The following is a 17,664-nucleotide window of genomic DNA, read 5'->3' on the forward strand; positions in this document are numbered from 1 at the left end:
CATGCGAACAGACACCCCGCAGACAGAGCCGTCCCTGGAGTCGCTGCCCGCCCGCAGCCCGCTGGCCCTGGCCACGCCGACGACGACAGCACCCCCGGACCGGCCCGTGCTCGACATCGTCGTGCCCGTCCACAACGAGGAGGGCACGCTGGAGCCGTCCCTGCGGCGGCTGCACGGATATCTCTCCGAGCACCTCCCGTACGGCTTTCGCATCACGGTCGCCGACAACGCCAGCACCGACCGCACGCCGCGGATAGCCGCCGCTCTGGCCGCGGAGCTGAGCGGCATCGTGTCCGTGCGCCTGGAGCAGAAGGGACGCGGACGATCCCTGCACACGGTGTGGAGACGTTCGGACGCGCCGGTGCGCGCCTATCTGGACGTCGACCTCTCCACCGACCTCAACGCCCTGCTGCCGCTGGTCGCACCGCTCATCTCGGGCCATTCCGACATCGCCATCGGGACCCGCCTGGCGGGCGGTTCGCGCGTCGTGCGCGGTCCGAAGAGGGAGCTGATCTCCCGTGCGTACAACCTGATCCTGCGAGGGTCCCTCTCCGCCCGCTTCTCAGACGCCCAGTGCGGCTTCAAGGCGATCCGCGGCGAGGTGGCCGACCGGCTGCTGCCGCTGGTCGAGGACACGGGGTGGTTCTTCGACACGGAACTGCTGGTGCTCGCCGAGCGTGCCGGGCTGCGCATCCACGAGGTGCCGGTCGACTGGGTGGACGACCCCGACAGCCGTGTCGACCTCGTCCGTACAGCGCTGGACGACCTGCGCGGCGTATGGCGTGTGGGGCGCGCGCTGGCGACGGGCGCGCTGCCCCTCTCACGGCTGAGCCGCCCCTTCGGCGACGACCCGCGCGACCGCCTGCTGGGCGGAGTGCCGAACGGACTGGCCCGCCAGCTCCTGGGCTTCTGCGTCGTGGGCGCACTCAGCACGCTCGCCTACCTCGCCCTCTACTCGCTGCTGCGTCTCGGGCTCGGCCCGCAGTACGCCAACGCCGCGGCTCTGCTGCTCACCGCACTCGCCAACACCGCGGCCAACCGCCGTCACACCTTCCGCATCCGTGGGCGTGGCCGCATGGTGCGGCACCAGGCGCAAGGACTGCTGGTCTTCGCGATCGGGCTGGCGCTGACGAGCGGTTCGCTCGGCGCACTCGAAGCCGCGGACGCGCATCCGTCGCACAGCACGGAACTGGCGGTTCTCGTCGTCGCGAATCTGGCCGCGACACTGTTGCGCTTCCTGCTCTTCCGCACCTGGGTCTTCGCGGGGGAAGAGGGCCGGACGCCGGCGGCGAAAGACCGGCCCGGGGGCGCCGGCGGCCCGTCGGCTCAGGACGAACGGCAGGCCGGGCAGGGAGACGATGCCGGCGCCGACTCCACGGAACGGACCACCTCATGACCACCCCTGCACCCTCCACGCCCTTCACCCTCTTCGCCCGGCGGGCGGCTCCTCGCGTCCGGCCCGACCGACCGCGCTGGGAGCGTCCCGCCTACTGGACGCTGCTGGCACTGACGGCGGTCCTCTTCTTGTACGGGCTGGGCGCCTCCGGCTACGCCAACTCCTTCTACTCCGCGGCCGCCCAGGCGGGCAGCGGGAGCTGGAAGGCGTTCCTCTTCGGCTCCCTCGACTCCGGCAACGTGATCACCGTCGACAAGCCGCCCGCGGCCCTGTGGCCGATGGCGCTGTCCGTGCGGCTCTTCGGGCTGGGCGCGTGGCAGATCCTCCTCCCGCAGGCCTTGATGGGCGTCGCCACGGTAGCTGTGCTGTACGCGTCCGTACGGCGCCGGTTCGGGCCTGCAGCAGGGCTTCTCGCGGGCGGGCTGATGGCGGTGACGCCGGTCGCGGCACTGATGTTCCGCTTCAACAATCCGGACGCGCTGCTGTGTCTGCTGTGCGTGTGCGCGGTGTACTGCCTGCTGCGCTCCGTCGAAGACACGCGCAGCAGGTGGCTGCTGCTGTGCGGCGTCTGCCTGGGATTCGCCTTTCTGGTCAAGACACTTCAGGCATGGCTGATCGTGCCGCCCCTCGTGCTGGTCCATCTCATGTGCGCACAGGCGTCGTTGCCGCGCCGGGTCGGGCAACTGCTGCTGGCAGGGCTCGCGATGGTGGCGAGCGCCGGCTGGTGGGTGGCACTCGCCGAGCTGTGGCCGGCCAGCTCACGTCCGTACATCGGAGGGTCGCAGAACAACAGCTTTCTCGAACTGACCCTCGGCTACAACGGGTTGGGCCGCATCACCGGGAACGAGCCGGGGAGCGTGGAGCCGGGAGCCGGACGTGGCGGAGGCCCGGGCGGGCCCGGTGGCCCTGGTGGGAGCCCGTTCGGTGAGAGCGGCATCGGGCGGATGTTCAACCAGATGACCGGCGGCCAGATCTCCTGGCTGCTGCCTGCCGCGCTGCTTCTGCTCGTCGCGGGACTGCTGGTGATGCGCAAGGCGGCGCGTACCGACATTCAGCGTGCGGCACTTCTGGCCTGGGGCGGCTCGCTGCTCGTCACGTGCGCGGTCTTCAGCCTGATGTCGGGGATATTCCACGAGTACTACACGGTCGCGCTCGCGCCGTACATCGCCGCTGTCGTCGCGATGGGTGCCGTGCTGCTGTGGCGCCGGCGTACGCAGCGCGCCGCTTCGGCTGCACTGGCGTGCGCGGTCGCGACGACAGCGGTGTGGTCGTATGTCCTGCTGGGAAGGACGGGCGACTGGCTGCCGTGGCTCAAGTGGGCAGTCCTCGCCGTGGGGTTGGTCGCCGCGCTCGGGATGTTCGTGGTGGTGGTGGTTCCGCGGCGGGTGGCGCCGGCCGTCGTGGGCCTGGGCCTCGCGGCGTCTGTCGCCGGGCCCCTGGCGTACACACTGAGCACCGTGGGCACCCCGCACTCCGGCGCGATCGTGACAGCGGGTCCCCCGGTGGCGCGTTCCGGACCCGGCGGAGGCCCCGGCGGCTCCGGAGGTCCCGGCGGTGGTCAGGCCCAGCCGGACGGCCAAGGGCAACGGGTCGGCGGCCAGGGGCAGTTCCCGCCCGGCATGCCGGACGGGCAGGGGCAGCGCGGCACGCCGTCCGACGCCGGGCCAGGCCGCGGCACCAGTGGCGAGCGCGGGGGACGAATGCCCGCAGGCGGCGCGATGGGCGGGCTGCTCAACGGGCAGCGGGTCAGCAAGGCCGTCGAGGCGAAGCTGACGGAGAACGCCGAGGACTACAAGTGGGCCGCCGCCGCGATCGGTGCCATGAACGGCGCCACCTACCAACTCGCCACCGAACGGCCCGTGATGTCGATCGGCGGCTTCAACGGAACGGATCCCGCTCCCACCTTGGCGCGCTTCAAGGAGCACGTACGCGACGGCGAGATCCACTACTTCGTCGGTGGGGGCCGCTCGCCCGGACAGGACCGGAGGGGAGGCTCCTCCGCGATCACGGACTGGGTGGAGAAGCACTACACCAAGGTGAAGATCGGCCAGACCACTCTCTACGACCTGACGAAGGAGAAGCAGTAGCCGGAAGAGGGGAGTTCGCCATGGGGCCCCGCGACCCCGCGGGGCGCCCGTACGGCGACCGCCGGACGAGGACGGCGTCGGCCTCCGGGCTTAGTTCCGCCGCCCGATGTGAGCGGGGGCTCCACGCCATAGCCTCACCCCATGACGGCAGCCGAACCCCGCTCCGGCGGACCCCGCACCCCACGGCAGCGCAAGCGCGAGGCGCTGGAACGGCTCGCGCAGGACGCCGACGCGTGGGTGGCCACGGCCGATGCCGGCGGCGAGCCGTGCCTCGTTCCCCTGGCCTTCTGGTGGGACGGCGAGGCGGTGTGGCTGGCCACCCGCGACACCAATCCGACCGGGCGGAACCTGTGTGACTCGGGCCGGGCCCGGCTGTCCTTCGGCCACACCCGTGACGTGGTCCTCGTCCACGGCACCGCGCGCATGGTGACCCGTGAGGAGCTTCCGGCCGGGGTGGGCGACGCCTTCGCGGCCAAGGACGGCTGGGATCCTCGCGAGGACCACCCGTCGTACGTCTTCTTCCAGGTCGTCCCGCGGCTGCTGCAGGCATGGGGAACGGCGGCCGAGATGAAGGGGCGGACCCTCATGCGTGACGGTGAGTGGCTCGTATAGCGCGTTCAGGTCTTCCAGTTGGGATGGTGCGCATGGGTGAGACGTCCGGCTGGCCCGACGGACTGGCCGTCGGTGCCACGAGGGTCGGCCGCCGCTGCAACCGGTACGGGGAATCCGTGGCCTTCTACCGGGACGTGGTCGGACTGCCGCTGGTGTACCTCGGCGAGACCGGTCCGGACGGCTTCGGCTGCGCCGTCTTCGGCCTGCCGGGTACGCCGGCGACCTTCGAACTGGTCGAAGGACTCGAACCGGTGCCGGTCGACCGGCACGAGGAGCTGGTGCTCTACTTCCGGGGCGAGGCCGCCCGCGACGTCGTGGCCCGCCGCATCACCGAGGCCGGACACGAGCCGGCACATCAGTACCGGTACTGGGAGCTCAACGACGGCATCACCTTCCTCGACCCGGACGGCCGCGAACTCGTCCTCGCACCCTGGGTGTTCGGGGAGGACCCGCCTCCGATGCGAAAGCGGTCCGCGCCGCCGGCCGGCTGACGGCCGTCGCGGCGGAAATTCGCATGCGCCCTCCCCGTACAGGGGCGAACCTGGCACCGTGGAGCAGATTCAGCGGATCGCGGACCTGGCCGGAGAGGTGCTGGGCCGCGAGGTCGCCGGCAGCTACCTCCACGGCTCGTGCGTGCTCGGAGGGCTCAAGCCGGCCAGTGACCTGGACGTCCTCGTCGTGTCACGGCGGCCCATGGAGGACGTGGAGCGGCGGGCGCTCCTCAGCGGCCTTCTCAGGATGTCCCCGTGCGGTGCCAGGGCCCGCCCCGTCGAACTCACCGTCGTCGTCCGGTCCGCGGTCCGTCCGTGGCGGTACCCGCCGACCGGTGACTTCCAGTACGGGGAGTGGCTCCGCGGCGACTTCGAGGCCGGACTCGTCCCGCAGCCGGAGCCGATGCCGGATCTGGCACTGCTGATCACGATGGTGCTCGCCGGGGACCGTCCCCTCACCGGCCCGCCGCCCGCGCAGGTCCTGGATCCCGTCCCGCCACCGGACCTCCGCCGGGCCTGTGTGGCGGGCATTCCCGGGCTGCTCGGCGACCTGGACGGAGACACCCGCAACGTCGTACTGACCCTCGCCCGCGTCTGGACCACGCTCGCGACCGGCGGCATCAAGTCCAAGGACGCCGCGGCCGACTGGGCCCTGCGCCGGCTTCCGCCCGAGCACCGGCCCGTGCTGGAGCACGCCAGGGACCTGTACCTCGGCGCCGGCTACGACGAGGAGAGCTGGAGCGAGGAACTGAGGGCCGCGGTGCGTCCGTACGTGGACGCCGTGCTCGCGGAGACCGGGCGGCTGACCGGCGGCTGAGGCTCACAGCTCCGCCCCGATGCGTTCGGACGTCTGCCGCAGCAGCGGGGCGAGTTCGGCGGCCCGCGCGGAGTCGAGACGGATGCTGGGCGCCGCGACCGTCAGCGCCGCCACGCAGGTGCCGAAGCGGTCGCGGACGGGGACGCCGACGCCGTGCACGCCCGTGACGCTCTCGTCGAGGTTGAGGGCGTAGCCGCGTGCGCGCGTCACCGCGAGGTCGGCGACGAGGGCGTCCACGTCAGGGAGGGTGGACGCGGTCAGCGCGGGCAGACCACGGCGGTAGCGCGTCCGGGCGGCCTCGGGCGCGAGCTCGGCGAGCAGGGCCTTGCCGCCCGCCGTTCCGTACGCGGGCACGCGGTCGCCGTTGCGGGTGCCCACGCGCAGCGGGTGCGGGCCTTCGACGCCGTCGGCGAAGCGGGAGTCGGGCCCGTCGAGGACGAGGAGGTTGGTCGTCTCGCCCGCGGCGTCCCGCAGTTGGACGAGGTGACTGTGCGCGACCCGCACCAGGGTGGGTTCGTCGACGGGGCCGCGGGTCAGCCCCAGCAGTACGGGGCCGAGGCGGTACCGCCGGCCGCCGGGCTCCTGTTCGACGAATCCGTGGCCGCGCAGCGTCGTCAGCAGCCGGTGCGCGGTGGAACGGGCGACGCCCAGGTGGTCGCTGATGTCGGTCACGCGGGAGCTCTGGTTTCCGCGCAGATAGACGAGGGTGCGCAGGGCGTTGTCGACGGAGCTGGCGGCGTAGGCGTCGCCTCGTCTCCCCTCTTCCGCGTCCTGGTTTTTCGGCATAGCAGAAAACGTATCGCAACCTGTTCCGCCTGCCACTTCGCGAGTTTAGGTTGACCGGCGGTCCGCTCTCCCCCCGCCCGGACGTCACCGCTCGGCGTCCGGGCTGCACCAACCGCTACGGAGAAACCCATGAAGGCTGCACCGGGCGACCCCTCCTCAGCCGAGTCCCCAGCCGAGCCCCGTACGGACGACGCCCCCGCGGAGGGCCGCGGCTGGCGCTCCTGGCACACCCTGTGGGTGCTGCTCCTGCTGGGCTGGACGGTCAGCGCCGCGGACAGAGCCGTCACCGGGCCCGTCGTGACATGGATGATCGACAACGGGGTGGGCTTCCTCGCCGACGCCGAGAACCCGCACGCGCTGGGCGGCCTCGTCGGCGGTCTCTTCTTCGCCGGTTACATGCTCACCCAGTTCCCCGGCGGCTATCTCGGGGACCGGTACGGGCACCGCACCCTCATCGTCGTCAGCCTGATGTGGGCCGGCGTGGCCACGATGCTGACGGGCTTCATCGGCGGACTCGTCGCATTCATCGTCGTGCGCGTCGTCACCGGTCTCGGCGAGGGTGCCTTCTACTCCAACGACCGCAGCCTGATCACCGCCACCACCCCCGAGCGCCAGCGCGGCTTCGGCATGGGCGTGGTCATCACCGGTCTCGCCCTCGGCATCACCATCGCGATCGTCTTCACACCCGGACTCGTGGAACTCGGCAAGGCCTTCCTCGCGCACATCGAGGCCTGGCGGATGGTCTTCTGGGTGCTCGGGGCGGCGACCATCGTGGTGGGTGCCGGCGTCGCCTTCTGGTTCCGGGCCCATCTGACCATCTCCGGGCTGAGCCGGGCGACGCTGCATCTGAGTGCCTACTCGGCCGTCTCGCTCGCTCTGATCATGGGCGTGTACTGGCTGGGCACCAGCGCCGGCCTGTCCGAACTGTGGATCGCACTGCTCGAAGTCGCCCTCGCCATCGGTCTGGTGCTCTTCGTGCTGGCGCGCAAGGGCAGGGAAGTCGGCCCCGTCATCAAGAACCGCGATCTGTTCCTGGTCCACCTCGTCTACATCGCGATCCTGTGGAACCTCTGGTTCTTCAGCTTCTGGTCGGTCTCCATCGTGGCCGGTGCGGCGGACTCGTCGTTCATGAGCGCCGCCCTCACCGCCGCCTTCAACGCGGGCGCGGGCATCCTGGGCTTCCCGGCCGGCGGCTGGATCTCGGACCACGGGCTGAAGCGCGGCTGGGGCCGCAAGCAGATGATGCTGACCTTCACGGGAGCGCAGGCCGTACTCACCATCGCGTTCGCCTGGTATCTCAGCGCCGCCGCCAAACCGTCCCTGTGGGTCATGGGCCTGCTGTTGTTCTTCGCGAGTCTCTTCTTCAACGCCCTGCAGCCCGTGGGGCACGCCCTGACCGCAGAGATCGCCCCCGAACGCCTGCGCGGCTCGGCGTTCGGGATGCAGAACCTCATCGGCGAGACGGGCGCGGTGCTCTCTCCCGCGATCAGCGGTGTGCTGCGGGACAGCACGGGAGGCTGGGAGGCGGCCGTGTGGCTGGACACGGCGCTGGTCGTCGCCGGCTTCTTCGTCCTGATGCAGGTACGCCACCGCTCACCCGCGGCCGCCACCGCCTAGCCGGCCGTCCTGTCCCCATGCGTCCCGTCCAGTGCCCTGCAGTGCCGTCCAGTGCCGTCCAGTGCCGTCCGAGGTTCGCCCGCCTTCGCCCGGTCGGACCGACACCCGTAACAGGAGCTCCACTTCCATGCCCACCGTCCGCGAGGCGGCGCTCGATGTGATGCGCCGGCACGACCTGACCACCGTGTTCGCCAATCCGGGCTCGACGGAAGTGCCCTTCCTCGCCGGCCTCCCCGACGACATCCGCTTCGTGCTCGCACTCCACGAGGGCTCCGTCGTCGGGGCCGCAACCGGCTACGCCCTCGCGCGCGGAGCGCCCGCGCTCGCGCTGCTCCACACCACCGCGGGCCTCGGGAACGCGGTCGGGGCGCTGTCCACGGCAAGGGTCAACCGGGCGCCGCTCGTCGTGATCGTGGGGCAGCAGGACAGGCGGCACCTCGTCCAGGAGCCGTTTCTCGCCGGGCGGCTGGAACAGCTCGCCGGCGACTATCCCGTACGTACGGAGACGCCGCCCCGCGCACAGGACGTGCCCGGAGCGATCGCGCGTGCCGCGCACGCCGCCCGTACGATGCGCGGCCCCGCCCTCGTCGTCGTGCCGATGGACGACTGGGCGCGGCCCGCCGAGGAGCTGCCGCTGCCCGCTCCCGGGCGGCTGTGCCTCCCGGCCGCCGCGGACGCCGGCGACGTGCGTGAGGTGGCCGCACTGCTGGACGCGGCTGCCGCGCCCGCGCTGGTCGTCGGCGCCGCAGCGGACCACCCCGTCACCTGGGAGGCGCTGACGCTCCTCGCGGAGCGCCTCGGCTGCCCCGTGTGGCAGGAGTCCTTCGGCGCACGGGCCGGATTCCCGCAGGACCACCGGCTCTTCGCCGGACATCTGCCCGCCGACCGTACGCGGCTGCGCGAGACCCTCGGGCCGTACGACCTGGTGCTGAGCGTGGGGGCTCCCGTCTTCCGCCAGTATCCGTACGAGGAGGGGCCGTTGGTACGGCCGGGCACACGGCTCGCCGTCGTCACGGACGACCCCGCTGAGGCGCACCGTGCCCCGGTGGAGCTCGCCGTGGTGGCCGCGCTGCCGGCGTTCTGCACGGCGCTCGCGGAGACGGCGCTCGCGGAGACGGCGGACAGGACGCGGGGCAGGGCGGCCGGTGCGGACGACGGCAGTGACGCACCGGCGCCCGCCGGCCGGCGGCCCGAACCGCCGCAGCCTCCCGGGCACGGTGAGCCGCTGCGCGCCGCGCACGTGCTTGCGGAGCTCGCGCGGCGGCTGCCCGCTGAGACGGTGCTCGTGGAGGAGACCCCGTCCAGCCGCCCCGACCTGCATGCCCTCGTGCCGGCCCGGCGTCCGCTGGGGTTCCTGAGCGCGGCGATGGGCGCGCTCGGCTTCGCGCTCCCCGCGGCGATCGGCGTACGGATGGGCGCGCCGGAGCGTCCGGTGGTGGCGGTCGTCGGCGACGGGTCGTCGCTGTACCAGATACAGGCCCTCTGGACGGCTGTGCGCTACCGGGTCGGCGTCGTCTTCATCGTCCTCGCCAACGGCCGTTACGCGATCATGGACCGGCTCGCGGACAGGCACGAAGACACAGCGCCATGGCCCGGCTTCGAGGAAGTCAGCGTCTCCGGAATGGCGAAGGCTCTGGGATGTTCCGCGCGCCGCGTGAGCGGACATGCCGAACTGCTCTCGGAATTGGACACGCTGCTGCCCGAACTCCCCGACAGCACACGGCCGCTGGTTCTGGAAGTGGCGGTGGAGGCCGACGAGACCTTCCAGCCCTGAAAGGGCGTGTACGGCACACGCCGGAATGCGGCGGGAATGCCGATGGCGGCCGTCCGCCGGATTTCTCCGGTGGGCGGCCGCCATCGGCGCCGTGAAATGCGCCGGATCTTGATTCGCAGATCCGGGAATCCCCGGATCGGTCATCCGGATCGGTCGTCCTGATCTCCGAAAAGGATCTCCGAAACGGATCTCCCGGAAAGGATCTCCGGATCGCGCCGGGCATGTGCGCGGTCGGGCTGTCCGGTCCGGCAGGGTCAGGTCTGCCGGACCGGTCCGTCAGTACGGTCCGTTGACGTTGTCGATGGAGCCGTACCGGTCCGCCGCGTAGTTGCAGGCGGCCACGATGTTCGCGACGGGGTCGGTCATGCTGTTGACCGTGCCCTCGACGTGGTAGGCGTCGAAGGTCGGCTTGATGGTCTGCAGCAGACCCTTGGACGGTGTGCCCTTCGCGGCGTTGCTGTCCCAGTTGTTGACGGCGTTCGGGTTGCCGCCGGACTCCCGGATGATGTTCCGCTTGATGCCGTCGTGCGAGCCGGGGATGCCCTTGGCCTGCATGATCTCCCGGGCCTCCTGGATCCATCCGTCCAGGTTGTTGCCGTGCTTCGAGCCGGACTTGTGCACGCTGCCGGCCTGCGGCGCCTGACCGCCCTGCGGCTTCGAACCCTGCTGCTCGGCCGAGCCGCCGCCGGACATGCTGAGCTTCTGGCCGGGGCGGATGAGGTCGGGGTCGGAGCCGACGGTCTGCCGGTTGGAGTCGTACAGCTTGCGCCAGCCGCCCTCGGTGTCGTGCTCGCGGGCGATCGCGCTGAGGGTGTCGCCGGCTTCGACGGTGTACTTCTCGGCGCTCTTCTTGGCGTCGTCGTCCTTCTTCCCGGACGAACCGGCCTTCTTCGACGACTCCCCGGCAGCGGGCTTCGCCGGCTTCGCGGAGTCGGTGGAGAGGTCCGGAGCGGGGCTGCCGGCGCTCAGGCCGGCCTTGGGGCCGCAGGACGGCCAGGCCTCGGGGCCCTGGCTGTCGAGCACCTTCTCGGCGACGCGGATCTGCTCTTCCTTGGTGGCCTGGTCGGCACGCTCGGCGTACTTCGTGCCTCCGTTGCCGGACCATGTGCTCTGGCTGAACTGGAGGCCGCCGTAGTAGCCGTTGCCGGAGTTTATGGACCAGTTGCCCGTGGACTCGCACTGGGCGACCTTGTCCCAGGTGTCGACGGAGGCGGCGTGTGCGGTGCCCGTACCGATGAACGGAAGGGCTATGCCCGCACCGCCGGCGGTAAGGGCGATGGACGTGCGCGACACTCTGCGCGAGATACGGCGATTGGGCTGACGACGGTGTCGACCGCGTCCGGACATAGGGCAGTTCCTCTCCTGCGCCTGCGAGGTGAGCTGTCGGATTCGGGCTGGAGTGGCCCGGCCGCACCGAATGCGAGGGGGCATTCGGGTGCGGCTTCACCCCTAGCCGTGCGTTCCTCGGGTGCGAAACGCGCGGCGCTTACCTGGGTCCCCCGCTCCTGCCGGGCTGGGATTGCGTGTTTTCCGCGGTCCGGGCGGCAGGATTCGGCGTTCCCGGAAGCGGACCACCGCACGGGAGACGCGGTGGGGTTGCACGTTAAACAGAAGGAATTCATCACCACAAGAAAGGCGCATAACCCGGACCGGGCGAAGATCGCGAAAATTGGCATGTACGGGTTAATGACTGCTCTTCCATTCGCCTTGCCGTGCAAGGGAATTGGGGCGGGCCGTATGTGGGCGCCGAGTGGAATGTGACCCGCGTCACGGTATTTCTGTGGTGCGAATCACGTGTTCTCGCGGATTTCCCCGCCGGCCGCGCCGCCCGCTTCCCGCCCCTGCGGAGCCACCCGGTGGTAGCGCCGCTCCGGACGGCCCGTCGTGCCGTACCGGAGGGTGACGCGGGCGGTCCCGAGCGAGACGAAGTGCTCCAGATAACGGCGGGCGCTCACCCGGGACAGGCCGCTGTGCTCGGCGCACTCGGAGGCGGACAGCCCCGCCGGGCCGGACTCGGCTTCGAGCGTGGCGCGTACCAGGCCGGCCGTCTGCTCGGTGAGGCCCTTGGGCAGCCGCGCGGGGGTGCCGGGCCCGTACGCCGCCGCGTGCGCGTGCGGCGGGGCGGAACCCGCCTCGCCAGGGGCGCCGGTGCCGCCCGTACCGCCGGTGCCGCCCGCCCGGTCGTCCGCGGTACCGGCCGCCGCTCCGCTGCCGGTGCCGTCCCCTGTTCCGTCCGCCGCGCCTGCCGGATCGGCGAACAGCCGGTCCACGTCGCCCTGTTCGGGCGTCTGGAGCGCGGCCAGCGCCTCGCGGCGCTCCGCGTACCGGCGCAGCCGCTCCTTCAGCAGCTCACCCTCGAAAGGCTTGATGATGTACTGCACGGCGCCGCCGCGCTGCGCGCCCCGTACCGTCTCGGCGTCCCGGGCCGCGGTGACGACCAGCACGTCCGGGCCCTCCTCGGGCGCCGCGGTGCCGCGCAGCTCACGCAGGACCTCGAGGCCCGGCAGGTCGGGCAGGTACATGTCCAGCAGTACGAGGTCAGGGCGCAGGTCCCGGACGGCCGTCAGCGCCTCGGTGCCGCTGTGCACGGCTCCCGCCACCGTGAAGCCCGGCACCTGCCCGACGAGGGTGCTGTGCAGCCGCGCCACCATGAAGTCGTCGTCGACGACGAGCACACGGATCACGGCTGCCTCCTCTCTGCGGGCCGGGTGGCCGGGCACGGGCGTACGGAGCGTACGGGACGGGCTGGACCGGCTGGACGTACGGACCCGGCGGACGGCGCCGGGCGGGTCCGTACGGGGCGCAGGAGAACCATGCCCGACGCCGTGGCCGCACACCAAGGCCCCCACCGGTGCGGCGGCGGTGGAGCAGCCCGGTCACAGCCCCGCGTAGGCGACGCCGGTCAGCCGCTCCGAGACCGCCCAGAGCTGCCCCGCCGCGATGTCGTTGCGCGTCCAGGGCGCTCGCGGGGCGGCGCCGGGGCCGCCCCGCACCCCGAGGATGCGCGGCCCGAAGAAGGAGTCGCCGTGCACGTACGGCGCGGTCGCCGCGTACAGGACCGGCGCCGCGCCCTGGTCCGCGGAGGCGCCGACCACGTCGGTGACCAGCCGCGTGAGGCGTTCGCGCCCGGCCTTCCCGGCCAGCCGCGGGCCCTTGGCCTGCAGCTCGGTACGCGCGTAACCGGGATGGGCGGCGGTGACGGTCAGGTCGAGGCCCTTGCGGTCGGCGCGGTGGGCCAGTTCCCGTACGAAGAGGAGGTTGGCCGTCTTCGAGGCGCCGTAGGCCGCCATCGGCCGGTAGCGGCGCGCGCTGCCGAGGTCGCTCATGTCGATGTTGGACAGCAGATGCGCCATGCTGGCGACCGTCACCACACGCGCACCGGGCGCGGACAGCAGCCGCTCCAGCAGCAGCCCCGTCAGGGCGAAGTGGCCGAGGTGGTTCACGCCGAACTGCATCTCGAAGCCGTCGGCGGTCCGCGCGTACGGAACCGCCATCAGGCCCGCGTTGTTGACCAGCAGGTCGAGCCGGCTGTGGGGCAGCGCGGCGGCGAACTCCCGTACCGACGACAGATCCGCCAGGTCCAGCAGGCGCAACTCGGCGCGGGCCTCGGGCACTTGGGAGAGCAGCCGGTCCAGGGCGGCGGCGCCGCGCTGCTCGCTGCGGCACGCCAGCACCACGCGGGCGCCGCGCCGCGCCAGTTCGCGCGCGGTCACGTAGCCGATGCCGCTGTTGGCTCCCGTCACCACGGCGGTACGTCCGCTCTGGTCGGGGATGCTGCGCGCTGTCCAGCTCATGCAAGTCAGCGTATGGCGGGCGGACGGACCGCGCGAGGGCTCCACCGGACCGGCCGCCGGACAGCGGCCCGGACCGTGCGCGGGACCGGGAAGCGGCCCGCCGCTTGTGCGCGCCCGGCGCTCACCACCGTTCCCCGGGCCCCGGCAGGCCGTCGTGGTGGACGAGAAGGGCCGAGGTGACCGCGTCCGGACACTCGGCGTTGGCCAGGTGCGCGGCGCCCGCGACCTCGACCAGGGCCGCGCCGGGGATGCCGTCGGCGATCTCGCGGGCGTGCGCGGGAGGCGTCGCCGGGTCGAGGCGTCCGGCGACCGCGAGGGTCGGCACCGTCACCTCGGCGAGCTGTCCGCGCAGGTCGAAGGCGGCGAGGGCGTCACAGCACGCCGCGTAGCCGGCGGCCGCCGTGCAGCGCAGGTCCTCGATCAGCGCCGTCCCGTGCGGCGTGCCTTCGAAGTCGGGCGCGAACCACACCCCGGGCCGTGAGGCGATCATGGACTCGGTGCCGTGCGCGCGTACGGCCGCCGCACGCTCACGCCAGGCGGCCGGCTCCCCGAACCGGGCCGAGGAGCAGACGAGCGAGAGCGCCGTGAGCCGCTCGGGGTGGTGCACCGCGAGGTGCAGGCCGACCGCGCCGCCCAGCGAGACCCCGGCGTAGGCGAATTCGTCCCAGCCCTGGGCGTCCGCGGCGCGCAGGACCAGCTCGGCGAGGTGTGCGACGGTCGCGGTGCCGTCGCACGGGATCAGTTCGCTGGAGGAGCCGGCCATCGGCTCGGCCGGGGAGGCCCCGTGGCCCGGCAGGTCCCAGCGCAGCACGCGGTGGGTGCGGATCAGCGCGGGGAGCTGGGGCTCCCAGACCGCGAGGGAGGTGCCCAGGGAGGGGCCGAGAATCATCGGCCGTCCGTCAGCGGGTCCGTCGAGCCGGTGGTACGGGAGCGGCGCGGGCTCGGGCGGGACGGAAGCGGTCACGGTGATGTCTCCGGGCCGGCTGGAACTTCGAGGCGTGCCGCGTGAGTCGTCTCCGGGCGATGCGGGAGATGGGATTCCGTTGCCGATGGTCTGTCACCGCTCTCCAGTTTCGGGGGTCGTGTCTTCTGAGCCGGTCGGGGCTGCGGTCGGGGCTGCAGTCGGGGCTGAGGCCACGGTCGTGGCCGGGTCCGCGGGGCCGCGGCGCAGCGCCCGGTCGGTGAGTGCGGGCGCGGACCCGGTGTAGTGCGTCGGGTCGGTCAGGTCCCGCAGCCGCTCCCCGGAGAGCATCTCGCGCAGGGCGGGCTCTTCCTCCTCCAGGGCCTCGTCCAGGGTGATCCCCTCGTCGACGGCCTTGCGGGAGGCGGCGTCGAGGAGCTTGCGCGCGCGGGCGCGCCCCAGCAGCGGCCCGAGGGCGACAGTGAAGCGTTCGCTGACGATGAGCCCCTCGGTGAGGGCGAGGTGTTCGTGCATGCGGTACGGGAAGACCTGCAGCCCCTCGGCGAGTTCGGCGGCGGCGTGTGCCGCACCGCCGGTCAGCCGGAGCAGTTCGCGCACCGGCTGCCACTCGGCGTGCCACGCCCCCGGGGGCCGCTCGTCCTCGGCGGCGAGCGAGGACAGCAGCGTCGAGGCGAGCGCGGGAGCCTGCCGCGCGGTGGCGGCGACGAGGGTCGCCCGTACGGGATTGGTCTTGTGCGGCATGGCGGACGAGGTGCCGCCGCCGCCCTCGCCGACCTCCCCCACCTCGCTGCGCGAGAGCACGAGCACGTCGGCGGCGAACTTGCCGAGCGCACCGCAGGTGAAGGCGCACGCCGAGCCCAGGTCGGCCACCGGGGTGCGCAGCGTGTGCCAGGGCAGGGCCGGTTCGGCCAGCGGCAGTTCGCGTGCGTAGGCGGCGAGCAGGCGCAGGCCCAGGTCGGTGGCGGGGACGCCGTGGGCCGCACCGTCCGGGGACTCGGCCTCGGGGCCGTGGCTGCCGGGGCCCGACGTCGGCCCCGGCGCGCCGGCCGCGCCGGATGTCCCGGTGGTGGTGGTCCCGGTGGCCGGGGCCGTGCCTTCGGCGTGCGGTGCGCCGTCCGCCTCCGCGTGGGCGGCGAAGGCGGCCAGTGTGCCTGCCGCGCCGCCCAGTTGGACGGGGAGCGCGGCCCGTACCGCCGAGAGCCGGTCGCGGGCGTCCAGCACCAGGCTTCTCCAGCCCGCTACCTTGAGGCCGAACGTCGTGGGCACGGCGTGCTGCGTCAGCGTCCGCCCCGGCATGGGCGTGTCGCGGTGTTCGGCGGCCGCCATGGCCAGTGCACGTGCCGTGCGGTCCAGGTCGGCGAGCATCGCGTCGATCGTGCGCGCGGCGACCAGCATCAGTCCGGTGTCGAGGATGTCCTGGCTGGTGGCGCCCCTGTGCACGTACGGCGCCGCCTCCGGTCCGACGGCGTCCGTCAGATCCGCGACCAGCGGGATCACGGGGTTGCCGCCGGAGCGGGCACGCAGTGCCAGCCCGCGTGCGTCGAAGCGGCCGGCGCGGGCGGCCTCCGTGACCGCAGCAGCGACGGCCGCCGGCGCGAGGCCCAGGCTCGCCTGCGCCCGGGTCAGAGCGGCCTCGGCGTCCAGCAGGGCCTGCAGCAGCGCGGTGTCGCCCGTGGCGGACTCCGCGGCGGAGCCGGCCCGTACCGGCGCCAGAAGACCGACGTCCTCCGGGCCGTGGGCGGGAGCCGGGCCCGGGGCCGGCTCCGTCTCCGGACCCGGCCCCGGACCTGCGCCCGGTTCAGTGGAACTCAAGAAAAACCGTCTCCTTCTCGCCCTGAAGCCGGATGTCGAAGCGGTACGAGCCCGTGGCAGGGCCGGCCGTTGCCACCAGGGTCTCGCGCCGTTCGGCGTCGAGCGAGGCGAGGAGCGGGTCGTCGGCGTGTGCCTGATTGTCCTCCGGAAAGTACACGCGGGTGAAGAGGTGGTGCAGCAGTCCTCGCGCGAAGACGCACACACTGATGTACGGGGCGTGGCCCGTGCGTGCGCCGGGCCTGAGCGTCCGGGCCGTCCAGTGGCCGTCCGCGTCGGTGGGCACACGTGCGAATCCGGTGAAGTCCACGCCGTTGCGGCCCAGATGACCGCCGTCGACGGGATCGCGCCGCATGGACCCCGGCGCCCCGGAGAGATCTCCGTCCGGGCCGGCCTGCCACAGTTCGATGAGGGCGTCGGGCACGGGCTCGCCCGAGCCGTCGTACACGTGCCCGTGCACGGTGACGGTGCCGTCGCGGCCCTCCGGGGCGATGTCGCCTCCGCCGGGGAAGGGCAGGGCGTAGCCGTAGAAGGGGCCCACGGTGTGGGACGGAGTCGGCTGCAGGCCGGTGTCTGCGCCCGTCCCCCCGGTCGTCCGCTCGGTCATCGGCCCGGTCATCGGCCCTCCTCGATCCAGGTGGCGGACGGTCCGTCGAGGACGATGTCCCAGCGGTAGCCCAGCGACCACTCCGAGCGGGAGAGTCCGTGGTCGTACGCCGCGACCAGCGCCTGCCGTGCCCGCTCGTCCGTGACGGACTGCAGTATCGGGTCGTGGGCGAAGAGAGGGTCGCCCGGGAAGTACATCTGGGTCACCAGGCGCTGCGTGAACGCCGTCCCGAAGAGCGAGAAGTGGAGATGCGCCGGGCGCCAGGCGTTCTCGTGGTTTCGCCAGGGGTAGGCGCCGGGCTTGATCGTCGTGAAGGTGTAGCTGCCGTCGTCGCCGGTCAGAGTGCGTCCGACGCCGGTGAAGTTGGGGTCCAGCGGTGCGGGGTGCTGGTCGCGCAGATGTGCGTACCGGCCTGCGGCGTTGGCCTGCCACAGCTCGATGAGCTGTCCGCGCACGGGCCGCCCCGCGCGGTCCAGCATCCGGCCGGAGACGGTGATCCGCTCGCCGAGCGGCTCGCCGCTGTGCCGGACCGTGAGGTCGTTGTCGGTGTCGGTGACGTCGGTGGGGCCGAAGACCGGAGTGTGCAGTTCGACGGTCTCCGGGTCGGGCTCGACGGGGACCAGCGGCCGCTTGGGGAACCGCAGCAGGCTGCTGCGGTAGGGGGCGTAGGCGCGCGAGGGGTGGTGTGCGGCGGGGGCTCCGGCGGCGCGTGACTTCTCGTACGCGTCGCGCAGTTCGGCCACCTCGCGGTCGATGTCTCGCTGGGTGAGGGGCATGGACGTACTCCTGTCGGTCCTCGCGGACGGACACGGGATGAGGGACACGGGATGAGGAACGAGTCGCGGAAAGGGCTGCCCTGAAGGGCTGCTCGGGCTCCAGTTGTCACATTGCTCAGTATGCTGAGTATTTCTGCGGAACCATTCTGACGCTGCCACTCCGGGGAAGGCCCGTC

15 protein-coding genes and 1 riboswitch are annotated in these 17,664 nt (G+C 72.5%); of the genes, 7 read left to right on the forward strand and 8 right to left on the reverse strand.

What is annotated here, in order from left to right; all coding sequences use genetic code 11:
* The first annotated feature begins 1 nt into the window (after position 1).
* From AN215_RS17495 to AN215_RS17515, 5 genes are all read left to right on the forward strand, one after another.
* On the forward strand, positions 2-1,396 hold the full coding sequence (locus tag AN215_RS17495) for a bifunctional glycosyltransferase family 2/GtrA family protein (protein WP_079123149.1): 1,395 nt from the start codon (positions 2-4) through the stop codon (positions 1,394-1,396).
* Positions 1,393-3,483, forward strand: a complete 2,091-nt coding sequence (locus tag AN215_RS17500; protein WP_070011638.1) for an ArnT family glycosyltransferase — start codon at positions 1,393-1,395, stop codon at positions 3,481-3,483. Before AN215_RS17495 ends, AN215_RS17500 begins: the two co-directional genes overlap by 4 nt.
* Positions 3,484-3,624: 141 nt before the next feature.
* The gene (locus AN215_RS17505; RefSeq protein ID WP_070011639.1) at positions 3,625-4,095 is read left to right on the forward strand and encodes a pyridoxamine 5'-phosphate oxidase family protein; all 471 of its coding nucleotides are present in this window, start codon (positions 3,625-3,627) and stop codon (positions 4,093-4,095) included.
* Positions 4,096-4,127: 32 nt separating this feature from the next.
* On the forward strand, positions 4,128-4,586 hold the full coding sequence (locus tag AN215_RS17510) for a VOC family protein (protein WP_107374417.1): 459 nt from the start codon (positions 4,128-4,130) through the stop codon (positions 4,584-4,586).
* A gap of 58 nt (positions 4,587-4,644) precedes the next feature.
* Positions 4,645-5,403, forward strand: coding sequence for an aminoglycoside adenylyltransferase family protein (locus AN215_RS17515; RefSeq protein ID WP_070011648.1), 759 nt, complete (start codon positions 4,645-4,647; stop codon positions 5,401-5,403).
* Positions 5,404-5,406: 3 nt separating this feature from the next.
* Here AN215_RS17515 and AN215_RS17520 read toward each other — a convergent pair whose 3' ends face one another.
* The gene (locus tag AN215_RS17520; RefSeq protein WP_070011649.1) at positions 5,407-6,189 is read right to left on the reverse strand and encodes an IclR family transcriptional regulator; all 783 of its coding nucleotides are present in this window, start codon (positions 6,187-6,189) and stop codon (positions 5,407-5,409) included.
* A 129-nt stretch (positions 6,190-6,318) separates the two neighbouring features.
* Between AN215_RS17520 and AN215_RS17525 the strand changes: the two genes are divergently transcribed.
* The gene (locus AN215_RS17525) at positions 6,319-7,806 is read left to right on the forward strand and encodes an MFS transporter (protein ID WP_070011651.1); all 1,488 of its coding nucleotides are present in this window, start codon (positions 6,319-6,321) and stop codon (positions 7,804-7,806) included.
* Positions 7,807-7,933: 127 nt separating this feature from the next.
* On the forward strand, positions 7,934-9,580 hold the full coding sequence (locus AN215_RS17530; protein ID WP_070031198.1) for a thiamine pyrophosphate-dependent enzyme: 1,647 nt from the start codon (positions 7,934-7,936) through the stop codon (positions 9,578-9,580).
* 276 nt (positions 9,581-9,856) lie between these two features.
* On the opposite strand, the gene AN215_RS17535 is transcribed toward AN215_RS17530, so the two are convergent.
* From AN215_RS17535 to pcaH, 7 genes are all read right to left on the reverse strand, one after another.
* Complete coding sequence (locus tag AN215_RS17535) at positions 9,857-10,873, reverse strand: transglycosylase family protein (RefSeq protein WP_070011654.1); 1,017 nt, start codon at positions 10,871-10,873, stop codon at positions 9,857-9,859.
* 59 nt (positions 10,874-10,932) lie between these two features.
* Positions 10,933-11,114: riboswitch (cyclic di-AMP (ydaO/yuaA leader) on the reverse strand.
* Positions 11,115-11,370: 256 nt separating this feature from the next.
* Entirely contained in the window at positions 11,371-12,264 is an 894-nt protein-coding gene (locus AN215_RS17540) for a response regulator transcription factor (protein ID WP_070011658.1), read from the reverse strand.
* 192 nt (positions 12,265-12,456) lie between these two features.
* A complete protein-coding gene (locus AN215_RS17545) occupies positions 12,457-13,374 on the reverse strand; it encodes an oxidoreductase (protein WP_070011660.1) in 918 nt (305 codons plus the stop codon).
* 121 nt (positions 13,375-13,495) lie between these two features.
* Positions 13,496-14,338, reverse strand: a complete 843-nt coding sequence (locus tag AN215_RS17550) for an alpha/beta fold hydrolase (protein WP_070011662.1) — start codon at positions 14,336-14,338, stop codon at positions 13,496-13,498.
* Positions 14,339-14,431: 93 nt separating this feature from the next.
* A complete protein-coding gene (locus tag AN215_RS28725) occupies positions 14,432-16,009 on the reverse strand; it encodes a lyase family protein (protein ID WP_245694586.1) in 1,578 nt (525 codons plus the stop codon).
* Between the two features lie 85 nt (positions 16,010-16,094).
* Complete coding sequence (gene pcaG, locus AN215_RS17560) at positions 16,095-16,724, reverse strand: protocatechuate 3,4-dioxygenase subunit alpha (RefSeq protein ID WP_245694532.1); 630 nt, start codon at positions 16,722-16,724, stop codon at positions 16,095-16,097.
* Positions 16,721-17,488, reverse strand: a complete 768-nt coding sequence (gene pcaH, locus AN215_RS17565) for a protocatechuate 3,4-dioxygenase subunit beta (protein WP_070011666.1) — start codon at positions 17,486-17,488, stop codon at positions 16,721-16,723. The genes pcaG and pcaH overlap by 4 nt, the downstream gene beginning before the upstream one ends.
* Between the last annotated feature and the right edge of the window lie 176 nt (positions 17,489-17,664).

This window comes from Streptomyces abyssalis, from assembly GCF_001751365.1.
GTDB classification, from domain to species: Bacteria; Actinomycetota; Actinomycetes; order Streptomycetales; family Streptomycetaceae; genus Streptomyces; species Streptomyces abyssalis.

Coding starts and splice junctions, on each gene's coding strand:
- AN215_RS17495 (WP_079123149.1), top strand. CDS start 2: ATGCGAACAGACACCCCGCAGACAGAGCCGTCCCTGGAGTCGCTGCCC.
- AN215_RS17500 (WP_070011638.1), top strand. CDS start 1,393: ATGACCACCCCTGCACCCTCCACGCCCTTCACCCTCTTCGCCCGGCGG.
- AN215_RS17505 (WP_070011639.1), top strand. CDS start 3,625: ATGACGGCAGCCGAACCCCGCTCCGGCGGACCCCGCACCCCACGGCAG.
- AN215_RS17510 (WP_107374417.1), top strand. CDS start 4,128: ATGGGTGAGACGTCCGGCTGGCCCGACGGACTGGCCGTCGGTGCCACG.
- AN215_RS17520 (WP_070011649.1), bottom strand. CDS start 6,189: ATGCCGAAAAACCAGGACGCGGAAGAGGGGAGACGAGGCGACGCCTAC.
- AN215_RS17525 (WP_070011651.1), top strand. CDS start 6,319: ATGAAGGCTGCACCGGGCGACCCCTCCTCAGCCGAGTCCCCAGCCGAG.
- AN215_RS17530 (WP_070031198.1), top strand. CDS start 7,934: ATGCCCACCGTCCGCGAGGCGGCGCTCGATGTGATGCGCCGGCACGAC.
- AN215_RS17545 (WP_070011660.1), bottom strand. CDS start 13,374: ATGAGCTGGACAGCGCGCAGCATCCCCGACCAGAGCGGACGTACCGCC.
- pcaG (WP_245694532.1), bottom strand. CDS start 16,724: ATGACCGGGCCGATGACCGAGCGGACGACCGGGGGGACGGGCGCAGAC.
- pcaH (WP_070011666.1), bottom strand. CDS start 17,488: ATGCCCCTCACCCAGCGAGACATCGACCGCGAGGTGGCCGAACTGCGC.